Origin of the sequence: Rhizobium sp. WYCCWR 11146, from assembly GCF_013591995.1 — a bacterium.
In the GTDB taxonomy this organism is placed as follows: Bacteria; Pseudomonadota; Alphaproteobacteria; order Rhizobiales; family Rhizobiaceae; genus Rhizobium; species Rhizobium indicum.
The window spans coordinates 458587-480102 of record NZ_JACCEY010000024.1 but is presented as its reverse complement, the minus strand read 5'-3'; the positions used below and the strand labels follow the sequence as shown (position 1 = coordinate 480102).

Annotated in this window: 23 protein-coding genes and 1 pseudogene; 8 read left to right on the top strand and 16 right to left on the bottom strand. The window is 61.1% G+C overall.

What is annotated here, in order from left to right:
- Positions 1–63 precede the first annotated feature (63 nt).
- Both HX899_RS22130 and HX899_RS22125 read right to left on the bottom strand, forming a co-directional pair.
- Positions 64–1029: an aliphatic sulfonate ABC transporter substrate-binding protein gene (locus tag HX899_RS22130; RefSeq protein ID WP_180194044.1), complete on the bottom strand. Its 966-nt coding sequence runs from the start codon at positions 1027–1029 to the stop codon at positions 64–66.
- A gap of 199 nt (positions 1030–1228) precedes the next feature.
- Positions 1229–1597 carry a hypothetical protein gene (locus HX899_RS22125; RefSeq protein WP_180194043.1) on the bottom strand — a complete coding sequence of 123 codons (369 nt, stop codon included), beginning with the start codon at positions 1595–1597 and terminating at the stop codon, positions 1229–1231.
- Positions 1598–1757: 160 nt separating this feature from the next.
- Between HX899_RS22125 and HX899_RS22120 the strand changes: the two genes are divergently transcribed.
- Both HX899_RS22120 and HX899_RS22115 read left to right on the top strand, forming a co-directional pair.
- Positions 1758–2627: an NAD(P)-dependent oxidoreductase gene (locus tag HX899_RS22120; protein ID WP_138390996.1), complete on the top strand. Its 870-nt coding sequence runs from the start codon at positions 1758–1760 to the stop codon at positions 2625–2627.
- Entirely contained in the window at positions 2624–3307 is a 684-nt protein-coding gene (locus HX899_RS22115; protein WP_138329184.1) for a DNA alkylation repair protein, read from the top strand. The genes HX899_RS22120 and HX899_RS22115 overlap by 4 nt, the downstream gene beginning before the upstream one ends.
- Before the next feature lie 41 nt (positions 3308–3348).
- On the opposite strand, the gene HX899_RS22110 is transcribed toward HX899_RS22115, so the two are convergent.
- From HX899_RS22110 to HX899_RS22090, 5 genes are all read right to left on the bottom strand, one after another.
- Positions 3349–4245 (bottom strand): LysR substrate-binding domain-containing protein, encoded by an 897-nt coding sequence (locus tag HX899_RS22110; protein ID WP_138329183.1) that lies wholly within the window; start codon positions 4243–4245, stop codon positions 3349–3351.
- Between the two features lie 449 nt (positions 4246–4694).
- The gene (locus tag HX899_RS22105) at positions 4695–5750 is read right to left on the bottom strand and encodes a porin (RefSeq protein ID WP_138329182.1); all 1056 of its coding nucleotides are present in this window, start codon (positions 5748–5750) and stop codon (positions 4695–4697) included.
- 716 nt (positions 5751–6466) lie between these two features.
- On the bottom strand, positions 6467–6955 hold the full coding sequence (locus tag HX899_RS22100) for an Lrp/AsnC family transcriptional regulator (RefSeq protein ID WP_003540387.1): 489 nt from the start codon (positions 6953–6955) through the stop codon (positions 6467–6469).
- A 69-nt stretch (positions 6956–7024) separates the two neighbouring features.
- Entirely contained in the window at positions 7025–7657 is a 633-nt protein-coding gene (locus HX899_RS22095; protein WP_181293401.1) for a uracil-DNA glycosylase family protein, read from the bottom strand.
- A gap of 4 nt (positions 7658–7661) precedes the next feature.
- Positions 7662–8219: a thermonuclease family protein gene (locus tag HX899_RS22090; protein WP_181293400.1), complete on the bottom strand. Its 558-nt coding sequence runs from the start codon at positions 8217–8219 to the stop codon at positions 7662–7664.
- Between the two features lie 106 nt (positions 8220–8325).
- On the opposite strand from HX899_RS22090, the gene HX899_RS22085 reads away from it, so the two are divergent.
- The gene (locus tag HX899_RS22085; protein WP_181293399.1) at positions 8326–9861 is read left to right on the top strand and encodes a HAMP domain-containing sensor histidine kinase; all 1536 of its coding nucleotides are present in this window, start codon (positions 8326–8328) and stop codon (positions 9859–9861) included.
- Position 9862: 1 nt separating this feature from the next.
- Here HX899_RS22085 and HX899_RS22080 read toward each other — a convergent pair whose 3' ends face one another.
- Together HX899_RS22080 and cobT are read right to left on the bottom strand one after the other, a co-directional pair.
- Positions 9863–10246: a diacylglycerol kinase gene (locus HX899_RS22080; RefSeq protein ID WP_181293398.1), complete on the bottom strand. Its 384-nt coding sequence runs from the start codon at positions 10244–10246 to the stop codon at positions 9863–9865.
- Between the two features lie 140 nt (positions 10247–10386).
- A complete protein-coding gene (gene cobT, locus HX899_RS22075) occupies positions 10387–11403 on the bottom strand; it encodes a nicotinate-nucleotide--dimethylbenzimidazole phosphoribosyltransferase (protein ID WP_012757790.1) in 1017 nt (338 codons plus the stop codon).
- 156 nt (positions 11404–11559) lie between these two features.
- Here cobT and HX899_RS22070 point away from each other — a divergent pair, with 156 nt between their 5' ends.
- The 5 genes from HX899_RS22070 (at position 11560) to HX899_RS22050 (ending at position 15004) form a co-directional block, all read left to right on the top strand.
- Positions 11560–12342 carry an adenosylcobinamide-GDP ribazoletransferase gene (locus HX899_RS22070; protein WP_138329177.1) on the top strand — a complete coding sequence of 261 codons (783 nt, stop codon included), beginning with the start codon at positions 11560–11562 and terminating at the stop codon, positions 12340–12342.
- A gap of 18 nt (positions 12343–12360) precedes the next feature.
- Entirely contained in the window at positions 12361–12579 is a 219-nt protein-coding gene (locus tag HX899_RS22065; RefSeq protein ID WP_138329176.1) for a DUF1289 domain-containing protein, read from the top strand.
- Complete coding sequence (locus HX899_RS22060) at positions 12576–13277, top strand: TIGR02281 family clan AA aspartic protease (protein WP_138329175.1); 702 nt, start codon at positions 12576–12578, stop codon at positions 13275–13277. The genes HX899_RS22065 and HX899_RS22060 overlap by 4 nt, the downstream gene beginning before the upstream one ends.
- Positions 13278–13542: 265 nt before the next feature.
- A complete protein-coding gene (locus HX899_RS22055; RefSeq protein WP_138329174.1) occupies positions 13543–13980 on the top strand; it encodes an EamA family transporter in 438 nt (145 codons plus the stop codon).
- A 100-nt stretch (positions 13981–14080) separates the two neighbouring features.
- Entirely contained in the window at positions 14081–15004 is a 924-nt protein-coding gene (locus tag HX899_RS22050) for a LysR family transcriptional regulator (RefSeq protein ID WP_181293397.1), read from the top strand.
- Here HX899_RS22050 and HX899_RS22045 read toward each other — a convergent pair.
- The 7 genes and pseudogenes from HX899_RS22045 to mgrA form a co-directional block, all read right to left on the bottom strand.
- Positions 14967–15704 carry an SDR family oxidoreductase gene (locus tag HX899_RS22045; protein WP_138390987.1) on the bottom strand — a complete coding sequence of 246 codons (738 nt, stop codon included), beginning with the start codon at positions 15702–15704 and terminating at the stop codon, positions 14967–14969. The two genes, HX899_RS22050 and HX899_RS22045, sit on opposite strands and share 38 nt — an antisense overlap.
- 113 nt (positions 15705–15817) lie before the next feature.
- A pseudogene (locus tag HX899_RS22040) lies at positions 15818–15992 on the bottom strand (sugar ABC transporter permease); the annotation flags it as partial.
- Between the two features lie 112 nt (positions 15993–16104).
- Positions 16105–16530: a hypothetical protein gene (locus HX899_RS22035; protein WP_138329171.1), complete on the bottom strand. Its 426-nt coding sequence runs from the start codon at positions 16528–16530 to the stop codon at positions 16105–16107.
- A gap of 76 nt (positions 16531–16606) precedes the next feature.
- Positions 16607–17368: an ABC transporter permease gene (locus HX899_RS22030; protein WP_181293396.1), complete on the bottom strand. Its 762-nt coding sequence runs from the start codon at positions 17366–17368 to the stop codon at positions 16607–16609.
- On the bottom strand, positions 17365–18291 hold the full coding sequence (locus HX899_RS22025; protein ID WP_138390986.1) for an ABC transporter ATP-binding protein: 927 nt from the start codon (positions 18289–18291) through the stop codon (positions 17365–17367). Before HX899_RS22025 ends, HX899_RS22030 begins: the two co-directional genes overlap by 4 nt.
- Before the next feature lie 457 nt (positions 18292–18748).
- Positions 18749–20362 carry a glycoside hydrolase family 43 protein gene (locus HX899_RS22020; protein WP_181293395.1) on the bottom strand — a complete coding sequence of 538 codons (1614 nt, stop codon included), beginning with the start codon at positions 20360–20362 and terminating at the stop codon, positions 18749–18751.
- Between the two features lie 97 nt (positions 20363–20459).
- A complete protein-coding gene (gene mgrA / locus HX899_RS22015) occupies positions 20460–21491 on the bottom strand; it encodes an L-glyceraldehyde 3-phosphate reductase (RefSeq protein ID WP_138329167.1) in 1032 nt (343 codons plus the stop codon).
- Positions 21492–21516: the final 25 nt, after the last annotated feature.

Genomic DNA, 21516 nt, shown 5'->3' with positions numbered 1-21516 from the left:
CGGCTCGGCGGCATGGAGGCCCTCTCCATGCCGCCGAGCGGAAATCTTGGCCTGGCTGGAAAATCAGCTTGCCTTGGGACGCCAGACGATATCGCCGGTCACGAGCTTCTTCGGCAGGATGCCGAGCCCGTGGAACTCGTCGGCGAGGGCTTGCTGATAGGCGGCGGCGGCATCGGTGATGGTCGAAACGCTGCCGAGATCGGCGCCCTTTCGCGTCAAGGTCACGCGCGTTACGTCAACCGGAACGCCGGTAATCTCGGAAAGCTCCTTCACCGTCTCGTCGAGATTGCTCTGGGCCGACGTGCCGACCTTGGCAAGCTCATCGATCACGTCGACGACCACTTGCCCGTTCGCATCGGTGAAATCGCGATTGGCGAGGAAGAAACTGTAGGAGTCGACGATGCCTTCGGCGGTCGTCAGGATACGTGTCTCCGGATCGGCTTCGGCAATCGCCAGATAAGGATCCCAGATCGACCACGCGTCGATGCTGCCATTCTTGAACGCAGCGGCGGCATCCGGCGGCGAAAGATCGAGCTGCTCGACATCTTCGGGCTTCAGGCCTGCCTTGCGCAGAACCTTGACGGTTACATTGTGCGCGCTGGAGCCGCGCTTGAAAGCGACCTTCTTACCTTTGAGGTCTTCAAGCGTCTTGATCGACGAATCCTTGCGCACGAGGATGGCCGAGCCTGCCGGGCTGCCCTTGTAGAGACCGACATAATAGAGCTGCCCGCCGGCCGCCTGGGCAAAGAGCGGCGGCACGTCGCCAGTCGCGCCGAAATCGAGAGCACCGGCGCCCAGCGCTTCGAGAAGCGGCGGGCCGGAGGTGAATTCTGACCAGCTGACGGTAATGCCGCGATCGGCAAGCCGCTTTTCAAGTGCGCTGCGACGCTTGGCGAGCGCCAGCACGCCGTTCTTTTGCCAACCGATACGAAATTCGCTGGCGGCAGCGCGTGCCGGCCGGACAGCCGGCAGCATTGCCGTGGCCACGGCAGCTCCGAAAAGCCCGAGCGTGTGTCGACGTGAAATCATGACTATCCCCATATTGAACGATGTCGGGCCTGCTTTCGGCTGGTCGACCTGTCAGTTATGGATGCCATGATGATAAAATCTATAATTTAGATCGACATTTTTATTTGCAACATTTGGCCCTTGCTGAAATTTTGCGGCCCGGAAATCGACCTCAAGCGGAATTTTTTCGCGCGCCCCTTATGCTGCCTATAATCCCGGCTCACTCCCGACCTTCGGCAGCCAGCCGCTCGCGAATGAAGGTGGGGCCGCCGGCAAGACGTTTCGCAAGCAGGCTTGCGGGATCGACCATGCGCCAATAGGGCGTAACCGTCGAAACCGGCTCGCCCTTCTCCAGCGCGCCGTAGGACAACTCGGCGATCGCACGCAAATGCCGCTGGACGGTCACCGGGCAACAGGCGTCCGCCCCGTATTGAGCGGCGAGACGGCGGCGGAGAGTGCCGACTTCGGTGAGGACACCTTCCGGTGCCGATCGAATCTGCTCTGCGACCATCTGCTGCGATGGAATGAGCATCGCCTGCATTCCGCTGCGGCCTTTGCGCCGCGGCTTGATCGTCGGAATTTCCCCCATGTCACCTCCGGAACATAATATCTTCGCGCCAACTTAGGACTCGGCCGAACAGTGGCCAGCCTCATATTCATTGATCGCAAGGAAGTCCGTTCACGGGCTTTTCTGCTCCCGCCGTTTCGGTTAATCCTCGGACCTGCACTTGAGGAAAAGGATAGGACATATGGCTAAAGTCGCGTTCATCGGTCTCGGCGTCATGGGTTTTCCCATGGCGGGGCATCTGAAGACGAAAGGCGGCCACGATGTCACCGTCTACAACCGCACGGCCGAAAAAGCTGCCGCCTGGGCCGAGAAATTTTCAGGCCACGCCGCCCCCACCCCGGCCGAGGCCGCCACTGGGGCCGATTTCGTCTTCGTCTGCGTCGGCAATGACGAAGATCTCCGCTCGGTGACATCGGGTGAGAACGGCGCCCTGCACGGCATGAAGCCAGGTTCGGTGCTGATCGACAACACCACCGCCAGCGCTGAGGTCGCCCGCGAACTTTATGCCGCGGCAAAGGAAAAAGGTGTCGATTTCATCGACGCTCCCGTCTCCGGCGGCCAGGCCGGCGCCGAAAACGGCGCCCTGACCGTCATGTGCGGCGGCGACGAGGCCGTCTTCGAACGCGCCAGGCCTGTCATCGACGCCTATGCCCGCATGGTTGGCCTGATGGGGCCGGCAGGCTCGGGCCAGCTGACCAAGATGGTCAACCAGATCTGCATCGCCGGCCTCGTCCAGGGACTTGCCGAAGCGCTGCATTTCGGCAAGCGCGCCGGCCTCGATATCGAAAAGGTCGTCGAGGTGATTTCCAAGGGGGCAGCCGGCTCCTGGCAGATGGAAAACCGCCACAAGACCATGAACGCAGGCAAGTATGATTTCGGCTTCGCGGTCGACTGGATGCGCAAGGATCTCGGCATCGTGCTCACCGAAGCCCGTCGCAACGGCGCCAAACTGCCGGTCACCGCGGTCGTCGATCAGTTCTATGGCGACGTGCAGGCGATGGGCGGCAATCGCTGGGACACATCCTCGCTGCTCGCCCGCCTCGAAAAATGATCGGCCCCTCCTCCGATGCGGCCGAATTGATCGCGCATCTCGAAACGCTGCGTTCGGAGGAGAATGTCGCCGGCATGGCGCGCTTCGGCATCGTCACCGGCGGCGCCCTCGGCATCTCCAATCCCGATATCCGCGCGGTCGCCAGACTGACGAAGAAGGATCACCTCAGGGCAATGCAGCTCTGGCGAAGCGATATCCGCGAAGCCCGCCTGCTCGCCCTCTGCACAGCCGAGCCGAAGCGGTTGACGACGGAAGAAGCCCGAAATTGGGCCGATGATTTCAACTCCTGGGAGATCGTCGATTGCGCCGCCGATCTCTTCGTCGAAGCCCGGCTGGATGAACTCATCTCAGACTTCGCCGCCGACGAGCGCGAATTTATCAGGCGCACCGCCTTCGCCATGATATCAGGTGCCGCCGTCCATCGGAAAAGGGAGTCCGACGCGACCATCCTCGCTTGGTTGCCGCTGATTGAGGCCCATGCCGGCGACCCACGAAACTTCGTGCGCAAGGCGGTCAACTGGGCGCTGCGCAGCATCGGCAAGCGCAATCTCGCCTGCCATGCGCCGGCCCTGGCGCTCGCAAGGGCCCTGGCGGAAAGCCCTGACAAAACCGCCCGCTGGATCGGCAAGGATGCCGTCAGGGAACTGGCCGGCGAAAAGCTGTTGGCACGGTTGAGATAAGGCGGGATGCCGGCTCGAATAAAGATGCCTGGCGCTGTGAGTCAATGCTGTTTGGATTTTTCGACTAGGAAATCGATCAGGACCCGTACCGCCGGCGGCATGCCCTTGGCCGTCGTGAAGACGATGTAGAACTGGCTCTCCTCCGACTGCCATTCCGGCAGCACCCGCACCAGCTTGCCGGCCTGGAGATCGGCCTCGCAGGCGCTTTCGAGCAAAAGCCCGAAGCCGAGGCCGGCACGGGCTGCGTCGAGGATGGCGGTCATACTGCGGCAGGTGAGCCGCGGCTGATGCCGAATCACCTGCTTAGCGTCATTCGGACCGACCAGTTCCCAGGTGTGGAACGACACCCATGACGTCATCGCCAGCGTCGGCTGGTCGGCGAGTTCGTCCACGCAATGCAAGTTGCCGGTACGTTCGACAAGCGCCGGACTTGCGACCAGGATACGCCTGATACGGTCGAGCTTGCGCATCGTCAGGCTCGTCTGCGTCTCCGGCTCGTTGGTCGCCCTCACCTCGAGGTCGATCCGTTCGTTGATGAGATCGGCGCGCCGGTCGGAGCCGATGATCTGCAGCTTGATCTTCGGATAACGTTCCAGGAATTCGGGCAGAATCCCCCCGACAGAGATGTCGACGAGACCGAGCGGGCAGCCCATCCGCACCACACCTTGCGGATCGGACTGAGCCTCGCTGACGATCGATTTGGCGCGATCGGCCTCCTGCAGGATGGTCTGGCATCTTTCGTAGAAAGCTTGGCCGATCTCAGTTACCCGGAAGTGGCGGGTCGAGCGTTCTATGAGCCTTGCGCCAAGCCCTTCCTCAAGCCGGCTGACCCGCCTGCTGAGCTTCGAACGTGGTATTTTGAGATCGCGACTTGCAGAAGCGAAACCGCCGCTGGAGACGACAGCGGCGAAATAATAGTAGTCGTTGAGATCGTCCATAAGAACAAGCTATCCGCGAGTAGGAATGAATGCCGGCCCCCAGCAAGGGTTGTATCCTCTCTCCCAAAAAGCTGTGATCACATTGTCGGCATTGGATTTTCTTTTCGCGACCTGTTGCGACAAAACAAACAGATGCCGAAGGGGAGAATAGACAAACAGCCGTCCGCACGACAATTCTATCGGTGGATCCAGCTCGTTGGAAAAATGGAAAAACAGGGTGCCTCTAGAACGAGGCTGGCGGGATGCTGAGTGCAATACACACCGCACCGGTTCGGCTCACCTGTAGGCATCGTCATTGACTGCCTTGAAGACTGCGCGTCAAAAACGCTGCAAGGACGGTCCGGCAGGGAAGACCGGACCCGTCCCCGTAGCTGATCGGAGGTCACTCGGATCAGAAACTGATTTAAGTGCTCCCGGTCCGAAGACCGGGAGCATATCCACCAAGTGGATTAGAACGAACGCTGCAGACGGAAGTAGCCCGTCGTGGAGTCGTCGCCATCATCCGGATCGAGGTACTGAACCGAAGCCTTGGCGTAGAAGTTGTCGACGATCTGGTAATCAACCGTCAGACCAACCTTCCAAGCATCGCCGAGACCGTCGTAGTCTTCCGGAACTTCCGTGCCACCGCCGAAGTAGTTGCCGTAGTACTGAACGGCCGGGGTGATCTTCAGCTTGTCGGTTGCCTTGATAGCATATTCGGCAGCGACAGCCCATTCAGCTGAGGAGTAGTAGGAGTTCGGGCCGGAAGAGTAAACGCCTGCGAGGCCGAGCGTGCCGGGACCGATGTCAACCGTACCCATTGCACGGATAGCGCCGTCTTCGTTGTCGACGTCCCAGCCACCGGTGACCTGGTAGCTGAATGCGCCGGCAGTGCCGCCAACGCCGAAGGCAACGCCGACATTGTTCGGACCATCGTCCGCAGTAAAGACGCCGGTGACGGGATCCACGGTACCCTGGTAGACGCCGTCTTCCAGTTCGTCGACGCTGATGCCAGCGTAGAAGGTGCCGCTTTCATACTGATAGCGGATCGAGTTGTGCAGCGTTACGACCGAACCGATGTCGTCGGTTTCGCCAGAGAGACCATCGTCCCACCAGCTGTAGAACAGACCGGCGCGGAAGCCCGCGACGTCGAGGTAAGCGGAGTCAAGGATGGCGTCCTGATCGGTGGCATTGTCAGCATTGAACTGCATGACGATGACGCCGGTCAGCGGACCATACTCGGTGTCGCTCTTGGCCGTGAACTGAACCTGACCGCGGGTGACGGCATCCCAGTCCGAATCGCCGCCGACATCTTCGCCAACGTTGACCTGGAAACGGATGTAGCCTTCGATCTTGAGGCAGGTTTCGGTGCCCGGGATGTAGAAGTAGCCGGTGCCGTAAGCGTCGCAGACGCGAACATATTCAACCGGTTCCGGCTCAGCAGCAACAATAGCGTCAGCTGCAAGAACCGGCGTCGATGCAGCAAATGCTGCTGCTGATGCAAGCAAAACCATTCTGATGTTCATTTACCAATCCATTCCTTTGTCGATCGGGGCTGGCTTCAGATCGGGTAGTCGATTTGAAGCCGGCCCAGTTTGAACAGCCATCTCGGCGTGCGGATCGATCGAACCGCCAAACCGTCATCACATACAAGGCCCTATCAAGCAATTCTCGATACACGCCAGATGGGTTCTCACCGGATACTTTCCCCGACAACGTGATTTTTATACAACAATTTCAGATATTTAGACGAAAGACACGCCAAACGGCTCCGCGACGGAAATCTTCCATCGCAAGCCGCAAACGCTACACCCCTTTGTCAAATTCTCCACCGCCCGACCCCCGTCGAACATACTGGTGAAGCGCATAAACTCTACCGCCGGCTAACAAGCACAAACAAGGTGGCGGTTTAGAACATGGTGTCCTGAATTCGATACCAATGAGACAAAATTATGACATATCGCCCATTGGTTTCATCGACCATAACCCCGGAATCCTTACCAGGCTATTCATTTTTCCAGGAATTAGGGGAGATTTGAGCGTTTTTTCGCTATTTTTGAGGCTTTTTTGCAAACGCCGACCGCATATGCCAGAACTCGGTCTTGCCGAACCGGCATTCTAGTGTGCGGCCAGCGTGTCACACCTCGCCTCCAACGGGCATATCCCCGGTCAGACTAACGCCTGGTCCCAGTCCTCGTTGCATTTTGCATGATCGCGTGCGGTCATGGCCGCACGCTTGACCTCAATCCTCGTTGGACTTGGCATTGTCGAGAATCATGTAGTCGAGCGGCAGCTGCGTCGAATACTTGATCTGCTCCATCGCAAAGGCGGAGGAAACGTCGCGAATCTCGATCTTGGCGATCATCCGCTTATAAAAAGCGTCATAGGCGGCGATATCGGGCACGACGACACGCAGGAGATAGTCGACATCGCCGCTCATCCGGTAGAATTCGACCACTTCGGGGAATTCGGCGACCACCTCGGAAAAGCGACGCAGCCATTCAATCGAATGGGTGGCAGTGCGAATCGACACGAAGACGGTGACCTTGGTGTTGACCTTCTCCGGATCGAGAATGGCGACTCGGCGCTTAATGACGCCGTCTTCTTCCATCTTCTGGATGCGCCGCCAGCATGGCGTCGTCGAGAGACCCACTTTCTTGGCGAGATCGGCAACGGCAAGCGTCGAATCTTCTTGCAGAAGACGCAGTATTTTTCGGTCGAGGCGATCCATGCGCACAACAGTCCTTTCGAATTATTTTCTTTGTATAACTCGATTCCGCGCAACGAAAAGAATTTTGTTTCAGGAAAGCAGCATTTTCGTCCGTTCCTGCAGGACCGGGAGCAATTCTTTCTCGAACCAGGGATTGCGCTTCAGCCAGCCGCTATTGCGCCAGCTCGGATGCGGCAGCGGCAGCACCGCCGGCGATCGGTCGGACAGAAGACTGTCGCGCCACGCTCGCACCGTCTCGGTCATATTGTCCTGCCTTTCGCCGGCCATATGCCAGGCCTGCGCATATTGGCCGATGACCAGCACCAGTTCGATCTGCGGCATGGCCGAGATCACTCTTTGCCGCCAGAACGGCGCGCATTCGCGCCGCGGCGGCAGATCCGCGCCCTTGTCGTCGTAGCCAGGAAAGCAGAAGCCCATCGGCACGATGGCGAATCGACCGCGGTCGTAGAAGCTTGCCCTGTCAACGCCGAGCCATGATCGCAGCCGGTCGCCCGATGCATCGTCGAACGGCAGGCCACTCTCATGCACCCGAAGCCCGGGCGCCTGCCCGGCGATCAGGATGCGCGCGCTGGATGAGATCACCGCCACCGGCCGCGGCTCGTGCGGTAGCCGGTATTCGAGGCCTTTCGCCGGTGCGTCGCGACAGATGCGACAGGAGGCGATCTCCCGCAGTAGCGTCTCCAGTATGGCTTCGTCGCTCATGGCTTTACTCCCACCCGACCATCTGCCCGATGAAGCGCAGGGCGCCATCGAAACCGGAACTCTGGCGCGCATGATCGCGCACATCGCGCGGCCGCTCGAAAGTCCCGGCCCAGAGACCGGCCCTCTGAGCCTTCGCCTCAGCCTCCTCCTTGCCATAATCGCCATAAGAAATCGCCATGCCCCGGCGCACCATGGCGGCATTGATGTCGCCGCCCGCCCCGCTCCGGCAGACGACGAGCAGCCTGTCGTAGCGGTCGCGCCGGCTGCCCTGACAAAGCGTTCCCGATGCCAGCACCATCTCCTGCAGCGCCGCGCGCGCCGCGCGCCCGCAGGCCCAGGCTTTCCCCGCCCGCTCGCAGCTCTGGTTGAGTTCCGGCGCATCGATGCCTTCGAGGCGCAAACGTCCGTCTCCCAATACCAGACTATCGCCGTCGGCAGCATGGAAGGCGCCGGCATGCTCGATTTTTGCTGCATCGTTGAGCTTGGCGGCAATCAGCGCCACAAGCGCCAGCAGGGCAAAAGCGGTGACGCCGTCGCGAATCAGGCGCAGGCCCCGTGTCACGCTTTCGCCTCCTTAAAAAACAAATCCTTGGCAAAGATGGCAAACATCTTCTTAAGAATTGCCGGTTAAGCTCTTATCCACCCTGGGATGAAGTTTCAACGTGCACATGAGTACCGGCGTAAGCACATCGACCGACAAGATCATCGTCGACAGGTCGCGCAGCCACCGCAACAAGGCCGTTTCCAAGGCCGTGCGGCAGACGCGCGAACGTCTTCAGTCCGGTCATGCGTCCAATTCCTCCTTCGATCGTGACGTGCTCGACATGTATGTGGCGTCGGTGCTGCAGGGCGCGACGATCATGCCGCTCTTCGTCGTCATCATCACCGCGCTTGGCGTCTATTTCACTGAAGATACGCAATTGATCTTCTGGGCGCTGCTGACACTCACCTGTCACGCCGGCAATATCCTGCTTGCAAGGCGCGCGCGCCGGCAGGAGATCACCTCCGAGAGCGCCCGCAAATGGCGCCGCCTGCTGCTCTCCGGCCAGTTCCTGATTGGCTGCTGCTGGGCCGTCTTCGCATTGCAGGGTTGCGACACCTGCGAGCCGTCGAGCTTCATTCTTTACAAGGGCGCCACGCTGCTGATCGCGCTCTCCGTCACGGCGATGTCGAACTTCATGCTGACGCCCGCCGTGCTCGCCGCCTTCTCGCCGGCGGTCCTGGCACTTGCCGCCAAGAGCGGCCTGTCGCGCGACCTCCTCGAAATCAGCCTGACGGGGCTCTTCACCACCACCCTCGTCTTCTTCAATTATATCAGCGACCGGCTCTTCAAGTCGAACCTCAGGATCCTTTCCTACCAATCGGAGAAGGACGACCTGATCGCCGAGCTGGAAGTGGCGAAATCGATGTCGGACGAGGCTCGCCGCCGCGCCGAAGAGGCAAACCTCGCCAAGTCGCGCTTCCTTGCCTCCATGTCGCACGAACTCAGAACCCCGCTCAACGCCATCCTCGGCTTTTCCGAGGTGATGTCGGCCGAAGTCATGGGGCCGCTCGCCAATCCGACCTACAAGGAATATGCCGGCGATATCCACCGCTCCGGCCAGCATCTGCTCGATCTCATCAACGAGATCCTCGACCTGTCTCGCATCGAGGCCGGCAAATACGAGCTGAGCGAGGAGGCGATTTCGCTTCTCGATATCACCGAAGATTGCATCGGCATGGTCCAGCTGCGCGCCCGCGCCAAGAACATTGCCATTTCGGACCAGTTCGAGCGGCAGTTGCCGGCCATCTGGGCCGACGAGAAGTCGATGCGCCAGGTGGTGCTCAACCTTCTCTCCAATGCCGTCAAGTTCACGCCGCAGGGCGGCGAGATCCACGTCAAGGTCGGCTGGACCGCCGGCGGCGGACAGTACATATCGATCAAGGACAATGGCCCCGGCATTCCGGAAGAAGAGATTCCCGTCGTCCTGTCGGCCTTCGGCCAGGGCTCGATCGCCATCAAGAGCGCCGAACAGGGCACAGGCCTCGGCCTGCCGATCGTCCAGGCGATCCTTGCCAAGCATGACGGTCAGTTCCTGCTGAAATCGAAGCTGCGCGAGGGCACCGAAGTTATCGCCATCCTGCCCGCCAAGCGCGTCCTCCAGAGCTTGCCGGCGGTAGAGGAGGCTCAGGCCGTCGCGCGCAAACGCAAGAGTTTTGCCTGATTCAGCTAAAAAACAGGTGCTTGCCGAGGACGAAGCCGAGATAAAGGCAGCAGGCTGCGATCATGCAGGTCACCGCGAAGGAGCCGAGATCCTTGGCATGTTTGCCGACGATCGAAATCTCCGGCGAAATCCGGTCGATCACTTCTTCGACGGCGGTATTCATCGCCTCCATCGAAAAGAGCCCGAGAAACAGAAGCACCGCGACGACGATCTCGCCCGCAGTAGCGCCCACCAGCGCCAGCGCCGCGATCGAAACGACGAAGAAGCCGAGTTCCTGGCGGAAGGCCGCCTCTTTCAGCACCCGCAGGAAGCCCGCCCAGGAATAGCTGGCGGCGGCGATGAAATGCCGAAGTCCGGTCGCTTTCGTCACCGCAGGCTTCGTCAAGACGCCCTCTCCTTTTCCCGTTGCATCACAGACCGGGAGAGGCTTTGCCGTCTCCTCCTCTGATGAGCGAATACGCAAATACCGAATCCACATGAGGCGCGCAAGCGAACGCGTGCGGATCGGCGGCGCCGACCGCGGCCTTAATGCTTATTCGACACACCTGCCTGGGCGAAGGTCGCCATGCCGGAATGGCAGGCGGCGGCCGCCTTGACGATGCCGGCGGCTAGCGCCGCACCAGTGCCTTCGCCGAGCCGCATGCCAAGCGCCAGAAGCGGCGTCTTGCCGAGCATCTCGATTGCGCGAAGATGTCCGGGCTCGCCGGAGACATGGCCGATCAGGCAATGATCGAGTGCCGACGGATTGGCGGCTTTGAGGATGGCCGCCGCTGCGGTCGCGACATAACCGTCGATCAGCACCGGGATGCGTTCCATGCGCGCAGCAAGGATGGCGCCGGCCATCGCCGCGATCTCGCGGCCGCCAAGCCGGCGCATGATCTCGAGCGGATCGTCGAGATGGTCAGCATGCAGCGCCACCGCCTTTTCCACCGCCGCGATCTTGCGCTCCAGCATCTCGCCTTCCGAACCAGTGCCCGGCCCCACCCAGTCGCGCGCGGAGCCGCCATAAAGCGCATAGTTGATCGCCGCCGCAATCGTCGTATTGCCGATGCCCATCTCGCCGATGCAAAGCAGATCGGTGCCGCCGGCGATCGCCTCCATGCCGAAGGCCATAGTCGCGGCGCAATCGCGCTCGGAAAGCGCTGCCTCCTCGGTGATGTCGCCGGTGGGATAATCGAGCGCCAGATCGAAGACTTTCAGCCCGAGATCATAGGCGACGCAGATCTGGTTGATGGCAGCACCGCCCGCTGCAAAGTTCTCGACCATCTGTTGCGTCACCGTTGGCGGAAAGGGCGTGATGCCCTGCCTGGTGACGCCGTGATTGCCGGCAAAGATCGCCACCAGCGGCCGGTTGACGGCAGGTGTGCGGCCCGTCCAGGCAGCAAGCCAGAAGGCGATTTCCTCGAGCCGCCCGAGCGCGCCCGGCGGCTTGGTCAGCTGCGCGTCACGTTCGCGCGCCGCCACCAGCGCGCGGGCATCCGGCCCCGGCAGGTCACGGAGCAGCGTACGGAAATCGTCGAACGGCAGGCCTGAAACGCTCATCTGTGCGGTTTTCCTATGAATCCGGGTATTCTTGTTTTTTTCCCGCAAATCAGCTTCTTTGCGGATGGCAACTCTCTTAAAGCGGGCGGGCGAGGCGAACAACTGCAAAAGCGCCGCCGCGACCATAAGCCGAAACCTCTGGCAGAACGAAGCAGAATGAAGATCAAGGACTATGCGGTCGATACCGCCCGCGCCGTCGCCTTCCTCAGCCGCATTCCCATGCCGCCATCGCTGTTCAAAGGCTATGACGGCAGGCTCGGCCGGCTGGTGCGCGCCTTTCCCTTTGCCGGCATCGTCATCGGTTTCATACCCGCACTCGCCCTCCTCCTGCTTTTGGGGCTGCGTGCGGACCCGCTGATGGCAGCCTTGATCGCGCTTTCCATCCAGGTCCTCGTCACCGGCGCGCTGCACGAGGACGGTCTGGCCGATACGGCCGACGGCATCGGCGGCGGCAAGAGCCGCGAACAGAGCCTCCTCATCATGAAAGACAGCCGGATCGGCACTTATGGCGCGATAGCGCTGATCCTCTCCTTGGCGATCCGCGCAGCCGCGCTTGCTGTGATCGTCCGCCATTCCTCGCCGGTCACTGCAGCCCTCGCCATTCCCGCCGTCGCGGCTCTCAGCCGCGGCGCCATCGCCTGGCACTGGCAGCGGTTGGCACCGGCAAAGGCCGATGGCGTGGCCGCCTCGACCGGCCAGCCGGACGAGGCGGCAATGCAGTTTGCGCTCGCCTCAGCCGGCCTCGTCGCAGCGCTTCTGATCTGGCCTGCATTCGGCCTGCGGCCGCTGGTTGCAAGCCTGCTCGCCACCGGCATCGCAGGGTTTGCCTTCACCGCTTTCATCCGCCGCAAGCTTGCCGGCCACACCGGCGATACGCTGGGCGCGACGCAGCAAATTTGCGAGATCGCCACTCTTTGCGCCCTTGCCACGGCTCTTTGAAACTCCGATATATCCTTCATGCAAACACCCTGCATTCACCTCTGCTCCTTGGAGCCCAGCACCGGATTTTGCGCCGGCTGCGGCCGGACTCTTCAGGAAATCGGCAGCTGGACGAGCTATTCCGACACTGAGCGAAGGCGGATCATGGAGCTGCTGCCCGCAAGGCTTGCAGGTGCCGCCACACTGTCGAACCATATGAAAACGAACCTCGCCGGTGGGCCGGAGCGGCCTTTATGATCCGTTTGACCGTCTTCCTCGTCGTGATCGGCATCGGCCTTGCCGTGCTGATCGTCAACAATGACAGCAGCCGCATCCTTGGCCTGCAGAGCGACGACTTCGGCCGCGTCGTCTATCTGCTGCCGATCGCTCTGATGCTGTCGGCCGGCATTTGGGCGAGCCGGCGCAGCGTCGGCGAAACGATGCGTCAGATGATGATCTGGCTGGTCATCATCCTGGCGCTCGTGACCGTCTACCTCTATCGCCAGGAAGCGCTCGGCGTCGGCAACAGGCTGCTCGCCGGCCTCGTTCCCGGTCGCGCCGTCGTCGTCACGACGAGTGAGGGCGGCCAGGAGATCATCCTGCACAAGCTGCTGAACGGCCATTTCCAAGCCGATGTCGCGGTCAACGGCCAGACGATTGAGATGCTCGTCGATACCGGCGCCAGCATGGTGGCGCTGTCGCGCGAAGATGCCGAACGGATCGGCATCGACCTCTCCCGCCTCACCTATTCCATGACGGTCATGACCGCCAACGGCCGCGGCCGCGCAGCACCCGTCACGCTCGACCAGGTAGCGATCGGCCCGATCGTCCGCAACAATGTCGCAGCCAGCGTCTCCGAGGATGGCCGGCTCGACCAGAGCCTGCTCGGTATGAGCTTCCTGGAAACGCTGGGCTCGCTGCAGATGCAGACCGACGAACTCCGCATGCGCGACTAATTGCGGCTCCACCGCTTTACGGCGACGACCGGATCTGGCAGCTTGAGCGCAAGAACAACAAGACCACAAAGAGCAAAAAGAAACTCCTGCCGCATAATTCCTTAAATCGGAATCGATTTAAGGAATTATGCAACAATTCAAAGTGCTACAGCGTCCTTTGCGCGTCTGAAAAGACGCGCGGCGCTGTAGTCTGGTGGCACCGCATGTTCGACCGGCCTTCGCCCGAGGCGAGGCCTTGACCCATGGGTGCGACAGGAGCTTCGCGATGAATTCACTCTGGCCGATCGTCATCGGCGGCGTTCTGCCCGCCCTGTTCTGGGGCATCACCGCCATCTTCCAGAAGCAGAGCGCCACATCAGCCACCGGCTCCGCCGTCTATCTGATCGCCTTCGGCGCCGCCTGTGCGTTGGCTGGCCTGATCGCCGCCCTGATCTGGCGCCCTGCCCCCTGGACCGCCGAAGGTCTCGGCTTTGCCGCCACCGCAGGCGCCTGCTTTGCCGTCGGCACCGGCCTCATCAGCTTTGCGCTTTTCACTTACGGTGTCCCCGTCTCAAAACTCGCGCCGATCTGGAGCTGCAACGTACTGGTGACGCTGGCGATAGGCGCCGTCTTTCTCGGCGAAGCCTCCGAGCTCGACGTAATGAAGCTCGTCGCCGGCACCCTCCTCATCATCTCGGGCGCCCTTCTCGTCAGCAGCGCTTGACGGGAACTGGTGCGCCGCCACATGCTCCTGCGTTGCAGCGCCTTCTGCTTTGTTGATATCCTGAGTCCAGGCGCCTCTGCGCGCCGTACCGGAGCTCGACATGAACCCACGACAATTGAAGACATTCCTTGCGGTGATCCGGCACGAAAATCTCACGCGCGCCGCTGCCGAGGTCAATCTCGCTCAGTCAAGCCTCAGCGACCAGATACAGGCGCTGGAAGAGGAACTGGGCGCAGAACTCTTCCTCCGCTCCCGGCAGGGCGTCGTCCCGACAGCGGCAGGTTCGGTCCTCAAGGCTTACGCCGAAGAGATATTGGCGCTGAACGACGAAGCGAATGCCGCCGTCAGCGCCGCGGCCGGCAGTGCGGAGCAGTCCGTCACATTGGGCACGCTCGAAACCATCGCCGCCGAAAGACTGGCGCCGTGGCTGTCACTCTTTCGCGGGAAGAACCCAGACGTCGGCCTCAAGCTCAAGGTCGGCGGCAGCGGCGAATTACTTACGCAATTGCAGCAGGGCTCGATCGACGTCGCCTTCACCTTCGATCGCGGACAGCAGGATGAGCGCTTCTTGACGCGCCGCATCTGCAGCGAACCGCTGGTGTTGATTGCCGGCGGCGATTCACAAGCCCGACCACCGGTGAGCCTCGCGACACTGAGCACCGCCCCCTTCGTCGCCACCGAAACCGGCTGCGTCTACCGTCACCTGTTCGACACTGCCTTTGCCGAAGCGCAGATTGCAGCACCATCAATCGTCACCGAAGCCGACAGCATCGCGACGATCGTCCGGCTCGTCGCATCCGGCACCGGTTATGGCCTCGTGCCGCGCCTTGCGGTCGGCCCGGCCGCAACACGGGGCGACGTCGTCGAACTGCCATGGCCGGGCAGTCCACCTGCCGCTTCACTGGTGATGATGTGGCGGCGCATGCGCGTGCAGCCGCCAGCGCTTACCCTCCTGCTGCAATCGGCAAGCGAAGAACTCTCGCCGCTCAGACCAGCCGATGCCCGCCTTCGACATGCAGGATAGTGCCTGTCGTGAATCCATTGCCGATCAGGAAGCGGATCGCATCGGCAATATCATCGGGCCGTCCAACGCGTCCGGCCGGCAGGCGCTGTGCCATAGCATCAAGCGTTGCCTGCTTGGCCTCGCCGGCGACGAAGCTCCAGATCGGCGTGTCCACCCATCCGGGCGACACCGCGTTGATCCGGATCGGCGCCAGTTCAACAGCAAGCGCCCTGACCATGCCTTCGAGCGCCGCATTGACGGCTGCGACCACCGATCCACGCGCCGCCGGCCGGTAGGCCGCGACACCTGACGTATAGGTGATCGATCCTGACGGCGGCAAATGGGCGGCACCATATTTTGCCAGCAGCAGCGGCCCGTAGATTTTGCTTTCGACCACCCTTTGCGCCGCCGTAAGCTCCATCTTAGGCAGCAGCTGATAGGCGCCTTCGATATCGGCCGCCGTGCTGACGATGTGATCGACCGGCCCACTATTGCGGAAAAGCGTCGCGACCTCTTCCTCGCGCGATATATCGACGGCAACCGTCGCCAATCCAGGATGGTCACCGAGATTGCGGCGGGCCGCCGTAAGCTTATCTTCGCTGCGTCCGGCGATCGTCACCGCCGCCCCTTCCCCGAGCAACCGCGCCGCCAGCGCCAGCCCCATTCCGGAACTGCCGCCAACAATAATGATCCTCGCGCCTTCGATCCTGATATCCGTCATCTGCCATCTCCTTCTCGGCTGATGCAGCAGATGCCTCGGATCAGAGCGGAAGAAAAACGGAAGAAACCGATGGTGTCATCGGGTTTTCCGATGGCGCGTGTTCGGATGATCGATCAGTTCCGCAGCCGGTAGTCGGTCTTGAAGATCCAGGCGAGCGTTCCCAGGCAGATCACCAGAAACACCGTGATCATCGCCAGGCTGATCGCCGGATTGACATCGGCGATCCCGTAAAAACTCCAGCGGAAGCCGCTGAAGATAGGGCGCCGGGTTGAGGTGGCTGGCGGCACGACTCGGCGAAGCCTCCGAGCTCGACATAATGAAGCTCGTCGCCGGCACCCTCCTCATCATCTCGGGCGCCCTTCTCGTCAGCAGCGCCTGACGGAAAACTGGCGCAATGCGCTCAGTACGAGATGAGGACTTCACCGATCCTCGGGCGTTGCCTTGCAACCAGCAGAGTCGTGACACCAGAGTCAGCCTCACCGGACAAAATATCGACGGTAGCACGCCGACCGAAGAACTCGATCCGTGATCGCAAATTCCGGAAGGAACAAGAATTGGGCGAGCAATAGATGCTCAATTCACCATGCGCCTCTGAGCCCGAAAACACTGTAATTGCAAGATTAATGCCGAGATCGTCATGCTTGGCGAGACTGCATGTGTCGTCGGGAAGGCATGATACCTCGGCAGAGAAAGGCTCCTTTCCCTCGACCACCACAGCAAAGGTAACCTTGATGGGATGGGCGGCCTCCTGCGATGGGCTTTGCTGCGGTGCTAGGTAATAGATGGATGCGATTGCGAGGCATCCAAGCACATTGCTGCTGACCATCAGATTGCCCCATGACCGATAACGTCTTGCTGAGCAATCTTTCATGTTGAAATTGCGGCACTTCCTGAGGGCCGGATCAGTTGCGCAGCCGGTAGCCGGTCTTGAAGATCCAGGCGAGTGTTCCCAGGCAGATCACCAGGAACACCGTGATCATCGCCAGGCTGATCGCCGGGTTGACGTCGGCGATCCCGTGAAAACTCCAGCGGAAGCCGCTGACGAGATAGAGCACCGGGTTGAGGTGGCTGACCGCCTGCCAGAAGGGTGGCAGCATGCTGACGGAATAGAAGCTGCCGCCGAGGAAGGTCAGCGGCGGCACAACCAGCATGGGAATGAGGTTCAACTGTTCGAAATTCCCGGCCCAGATGCCGATCATGAAGCCGAACAGGCTGAAGGTGATCGCCGTCAGCAGGAAGAACAGGATCATCATGAAGGGATGCTCGATCCTGACGTCAACGAAGAGATTGGCGGTCAGGAGGATGATGAAGCCAATGATCATTCCCTTGGTCGCCGCCGCCCCGACATAACCGAGCAGGATCTCCGTCATCGCCACCGGCGCCGAAAGCACCTCGTAGATCGTGCCGGTGAATTTCGGGAAATAGATGCCGAAAGAGCCGTTGCTGATGCACTGTCCGAGCAGCGTCAGCATGATCAGGCCGGGCGTGATGAAGGCGCCGTAGGACACACCCTCTACCTCCTGGATGCGTGATCCGACCGCGGCGCCGAAAACGATGAAATAGAGCGAGGTCGAGATCACGGGCGAGATGACGCTCTGCAGCAGCGTGCGGCGCGTGCGCGCCATCTCGAAGAAATAGATCGATTTGACGGCCTCGATGTTCATTTTTCCGCTCCCACCAGCGCCACAAAGATGTCCTCGAGCGAGCTTTGCCGCGTCGAGAGATCCTTGAAATGGATATTGTTCTCACCGAGCCGGGTCAGCAGGGCCGCGATGCTTTCCTGTTCGTTGCCAGCGTCGAAATCATAGGTCAGCCGGTTGCCGTCTGCTTCCAGCGTCAGCCCGTTGCCGGCAAAACAATCCGGCAGGCGGCTGAGCGGTTCGGTGAGATCGAGGATGAGTTGCTTGCGGCCGAGCTTGGCCATCAGCGCCGCCTTGTCCTCGACGAGCAGCAACTTGCCGCCATTGATGACGCCGACGCGGTCGGCGATTTCCTCGGCCTCTTCGATATAATGGGTGGTCAGGATGATCGTGACGCCAGAGGCCCTAAGCTCTTCGACGACATGCCACATGTCCTTGCGCAGCGTCACGTCGACGCCGGCGGTCGGCTCGTCGAGGAAAAGGATATCCGGCTCATGCGAGAGCGCCTTGGCGATCAGCACCCGTCGCTTCATCCCGCCGGAGAGCTGGCGCAGCATATTGTCCTTCTTGTCCCAGAGCGACAGCGCGCGCAGCACCTTCTCGATATGGGCAGGATTGGCTTTCTTGCCGTGCAGCCCGCGCGAAAAGCTGACTGTATTGAACACCGTCTCGAACTGATCGGTGGTGAGCTCCTGCGGCACCAGCCCGATCATCCCGCGGGTGGCGCGGAAATCCTTCACGACGTCGTGGCCTGCGACCAGCACCCGACCGCTGCTCGGATTGGCGATGCCGCAGATGATCGAGATCAGCGTCGTCTTGCCCGCGCCGTTCGGCCCGAGCAGCGCCAGGATCTCACCCTTTTCGACGTCGAGATTGATGCCCTTCAGGGCCTCGAACCCATTGGAGTAGGTCTTGGTGAGGTTCTGAACGGAAATGATGGGGGCCATGCGGGACTCTTGCGGATTCTCGGAAGTTACTTCGGCCCGCTATATAGTCCCTTTGTAACGCTTTAACATCCTTTAGCGCATGAACACTGCATTCACGTGCTGCCAACACAGTTGGCCCGCCGAAGCGGTTGGCCGGCGAAAGAAAGGCAGCGTCGGCTTCAGATGTCATCATCCGGTGATCTTCATGCCCGATAAGGGAGCCGAGGCCAGCACCGGCATCCGCCCCGCCGCCACCCCTTTGCGGAGCCGTCTCCGGGTGTTCTCGTTGCACCCCTTTTTTGCTGCCTCGGCATGTAGTCAAAGTTATTGTTCAGTTACGAAGTGCTTGGAACCGGCCAGTATCCCCTGTTCAGCCGCGTTCGTCTTAGCCGGCCCTGCGCCGGCTTTCTTTTTTCGTTCCTTCCGCACCTCGCTCTTTCCGTGGCTCGCTGCGGATGAAAGGGACCAAGGGTATCCCTCACAGCTCGTCGTAATTGAACCAGTCGAAATCCGCGGCCTTCGCCCGGCCTGACGTATCGAAGGCAAACACGCCGGCGAAAGCGCCGGTGAAGGAGCCGTGTTCGCCGCGTCCGCCCTCGTCTGAGATCACCCCGGCATCGAGAACCGGGCCAATCGGTTGCCACGCGCCCTTGCCTTCGGTCTGCCAGAAGAATTGCAGGTCGTTCTCGCGGATTTCCATGGCGAGCTGGACGCGGCCCTCGGCAGCAATCGCCACGCCGCTTTCGGCGGGAAAACTTAGGCGTCCGTTCGGGTAGTCGCCGTTGCAGGAGAGGATCGTCACGCAGCGGCCGAGTGTTTCGTGCAGCGTCACGGCAACGGCGTGAAATTTGTGGCGGTTGTAGTAATGCGTCAGCCCCGCCACCTGCTGATAGGTGTCGGGTGAGAACTCGACCACGGTCTCGGCGCGGAAACTGTGATGTTCCTGGCGGCGGGCAACCAGCGACTGTTCGAACCAGGAGCCGATGCTTTCGCGCGCAATCAGGCGCAGATGGCCGGGACGATCCGTCAGGTTGAAGATGCGCGCGGGCTCTGGCGTGCGCAGCCATTGGAAATCGGCGGGCAGCGCCCCGCCGTCAAAGCTGTATTCGCTGCGCATCGGCTTTTCCACCGGCACCGCGCCAAAGAGGCCCGGCACATCGACATCGGGCACTGAGGTGCCGTTTTCGAGATAGAGCCAGTCGTCGTCGCGCCAGACGCACTTTTGCAGGGCGGTCTCGCGGCCCAGCGTGCAGCGCCGTTTCGGCGGTAGCGGCCGGCCGCAAAGATGGGTGTGGTAGGCCTCGCCCTCCGGCGTCTCCACATATTGGCCATGCCCTGCCCGCTGCAGTACCGCGCCCGGATGATCCTTGGAGGTGATGAGATGCATGTTCGGATGCATCTCATAGGGTCCGTCGATATTACGCGACCGCGCCATGGTGACGGCATGGTCGTAGCCGGTGCCGCCCTCGGCGGTGGTCAGATAATACCAGCCGTTGCGTTTGAAGAGATGCGGGCCTTCGACGAGGCCGAGTAGGCTGCCGGCGAAGATGTTCTTGATCGGCCCCTTCAGCGCCTTTGCCGCTGGATCCCATTCCTGCAGCAGGATGCCGTCGAAGGCCGGCGATTTCGGCGAGCCGCCATAACTTTCTGTGCGGTGGTTCCACTGCATGTTGACGAACCACTTGCGGCCGTCATCGTCGTGGAAGAGCGAGGGGTCGAAGCCGGAGGAATTGACATAGACCGGCTCGGACCATTCGGCCTCGATCGTGGGGGCCGTGACGATGTAGTTCGGCGCATCCTTGAAATTGCCGTCGTAGCGCTTGACGTCGGTATAGACCAGCCAGAACTGCCCGTCGGCATAGGACAGGCAAGGCGCCCAGATGCCGCAGCTATCGGGATTGCCGCGCATGTCGAGCTGTGATCTGCGCTCCAGCGGCCGGCGCACCAGCGTCCAGTTCACCAGGTCGCGCGAATGGTGGATCTGCACGCCGGGAAACCATTCGAAGGTCGAGGTGGCAATGTAATAATCAGCGCCGACGCGGCAGATCGACGGATCGGGATTGAACCCGGGCAGGATGGGATTGCGGATCATGACAGGGTCTCCTCCGACCGGCGGTGCTTTTTTGCTGTACGTACATCAGATTATAACAGTAAAAGGCCCGGAAGACTTGCCTCCGGGCCTGAGATGACTATTCGCGTTCGGCGGACTTGGCCCAGAGATTGATGTCGGCCTCGCGGGCATAAACGTCGATCTCAGCAAGCTCCTCTACACTGAATTCGAGATTGTCGAGCGCCTTGACGCAATCGACGATCTGCGACGAGCGGCTTGCGCCGATCAGCGCCGAGGTCACGCGGCCGCCGCGCAGTACCCAGGCGATCGCCATCTGCGCCAGCGTCTGGCCGCGCCTTTCGGCGATCTCGTTGAGCTTGCGGATATTGTCGATGATCGAGGGGCGGATGTAGTCGCGCTTGAGAAAGTGGTTCTGCGCCGCGCGGCTGTCTTCGGGAATGCCGCCGAGATATTTCGTCGTCAGCATGCCCTGGGCGAGTGGCGAGAAGACGATCGAGCCCATGCCGACCTCATCCAGCGTATCGAGCAGCCTGTCGTCCTCTACCCAGCGGTTGAGCATCGAATAGCTCGGCTGGTGAATCAGGCACGGCGTGCCGAGATCCTTGAGGATCTTTGCAGCTTCGCGCGAGCGCTGCGAATTATAGGAGGAGATGCCGACATAGAGTGCCCGGCCGGAACGGACGATATGGTCGAGCGCGCCGCAGGTCTCTTCCAATGGCGTTTCCGGGTCGAAGCGGTGCGAATAGAAGATGTCGACATAATCGAGGCCCATGCGCTTCAGGCTCTGGTCGCAGGAGGCGATCAGGTATTTGCGGCTGCCCCATTCGCCATAAGGGCCGGGCCACATGTCGTAGCCGGCCTTGGATGAGATGATCAGTTCGTCGCGAAGCCCGACGAATTCGGTGCGCATGATTTCGCCGAAGGCGGTCTCGGCGCTGCCAGGAGGCGGGCCGTAATTGTTGGCGAGGTCGAAATGGCTGATGCCGAGGTCGAAGGCCGTGCGGCACATATCGATTTTGCGATCATGCGGCGTGTCGCCGCCGAAATTGTGCCAAAGGCCGAGCGAGACGGCTGGCAGCTTCAGGCCAGAACGGCCCGTGCGGTTATATTTCATTTTCGAATAACGGTCTGCGGCTGGTTGCCAGCTCATGATCCCAATCCTTAAAAGCAATTCC

Coding starts and splice junctions, on each gene's coding strand:
- HX899_RS22020 (WP_181293395.1), bottom strand. CDS start 20,362: ATGATCCGCAATCCCATCCTGCCCGGGTTCAATCCCGATCCGTCGATC.
- HX899_RS22085 (WP_181293399.1), top strand. CDS start 8,326: ATGAGTACCGGCGTAAGCACATCGACCGACAAGATCATCGTCGACAGG.
- cobT (WP_012757790.1), bottom strand. CDS start 11,403: ATGAGCGTTTCAGGCCTGCCGTTCGACGATTTCCGTACGCTGCTCCGT.
- HX899_RS22120 (WP_138390996.1), top strand. CDS start 1,758: ATGGCTAAAGTCGCGTTCATCGGTCTCGGCGTCATGGGTTTTCCCATG.
- HX899_RS22050 (WP_181293397.1), top strand. CDS start 14,081: ATGAACCCACGACAATTGAAGACATTCCTTGCGGTGATCCGGCACGAA.
- HX899_RS22065 (WP_138329176.1), top strand. CDS start 12,361: ATGCAAACACCCTGCATTCACCTCTGCTCCTTGGAGCCCAGCACCGGA.
- mgrA (WP_138329167.1), bottom strand. CDS start 21,491: ATGAGCTGGCAACCAGCCGCAGACCGTTATTCGAAAATGAAATATAAC.
- HX899_RS22110 (WP_138329183.1), bottom strand. CDS start 4,245: ATGGACGATCTCAACGACTACTATTATTTCGCCGCTGTCGTCTCCAGC.
- HX899_RS22025 (WP_138390986.1), bottom strand. CDS start 18,291: ATGGCCCCCATCATTTCCGTTCAGAACCTCACCAAGACCTACTCCAAT.
- HX899_RS22045 (WP_138390987.1), bottom strand. CDS start 15,704: ATGACGGATATCAGGATCGAAGGCGCGAGGATCATTATTGTTGGCGGC.
- HX899_RS22070 (WP_138329177.1), top strand. CDS start 11,560: ATGAAGATCAAGGACTATGCGGTCGATACCGCCCGCGCCGTCGCCTTC.
- HX899_RS22105 (WP_138329182.1), bottom strand. CDS start 5,750: ATGAACATCAGAATGGTTTTGCTTGCATCAGCAGCAGCATTTGCTGCA.
- HX899_RS22115 (WP_138329184.1), top strand. CDS start 2,624: ATGATCGGCCCCTCCTCCGATGCGGCCGAATTGATCGCGCATCTCGAA.
- HX899_RS22030 (WP_181293396.1), bottom strand. CDS start 17,368: ATGAACATCGAGGCCGTCAAATCGATCTATTTCTTCGAGATGGCGCGC.
- HX899_RS22095 (WP_181293401.1), bottom strand. CDS start 7,657: ATGAGCGACGAAGCCATACTGGAGACGCTACTGCGGGAGATCGCCTCC.
- HX899_RS22060 (WP_138329175.1), top strand. CDS start 12,576: ATGATCCGTTTGACCGTCTTCCTCGTCGTGATCGGCATCGGCCTTGCC.
- HX899_RS22130 (WP_180194044.1), bottom strand. CDS start 1,029: ATGATTTCACGTCGACACACGCTCGGGCTTTTCGGAGCTGCCGTGGCC.
- HX899_RS22055 (WP_138329174.1), top strand. CDS start 13,543: ATGAATTCACTCTGGCCGATCGTCATCGGCGGCGTTCTGCCCGCCCTG.
- HX899_RS22100 (WP_003540387.1), bottom strand. CDS start 6,955: ATGGATCGCCTCGACCGAAAAATACTGCGTCTTCTGCAAGAAGATTCG.
- HX899_RS22125 (WP_180194043.1), bottom strand. CDS start 1,597: ATGGGGGAAATTCCGACGATCAAGCCGCGGCGCAAAGGCCGCAGCGGA.
- HX899_RS22035 (WP_138329171.1), bottom strand. CDS start 16,530: ATGGTCAGCAGCAATGTGCTTGGATGCCTCGCAATCGCATCCATCTAT.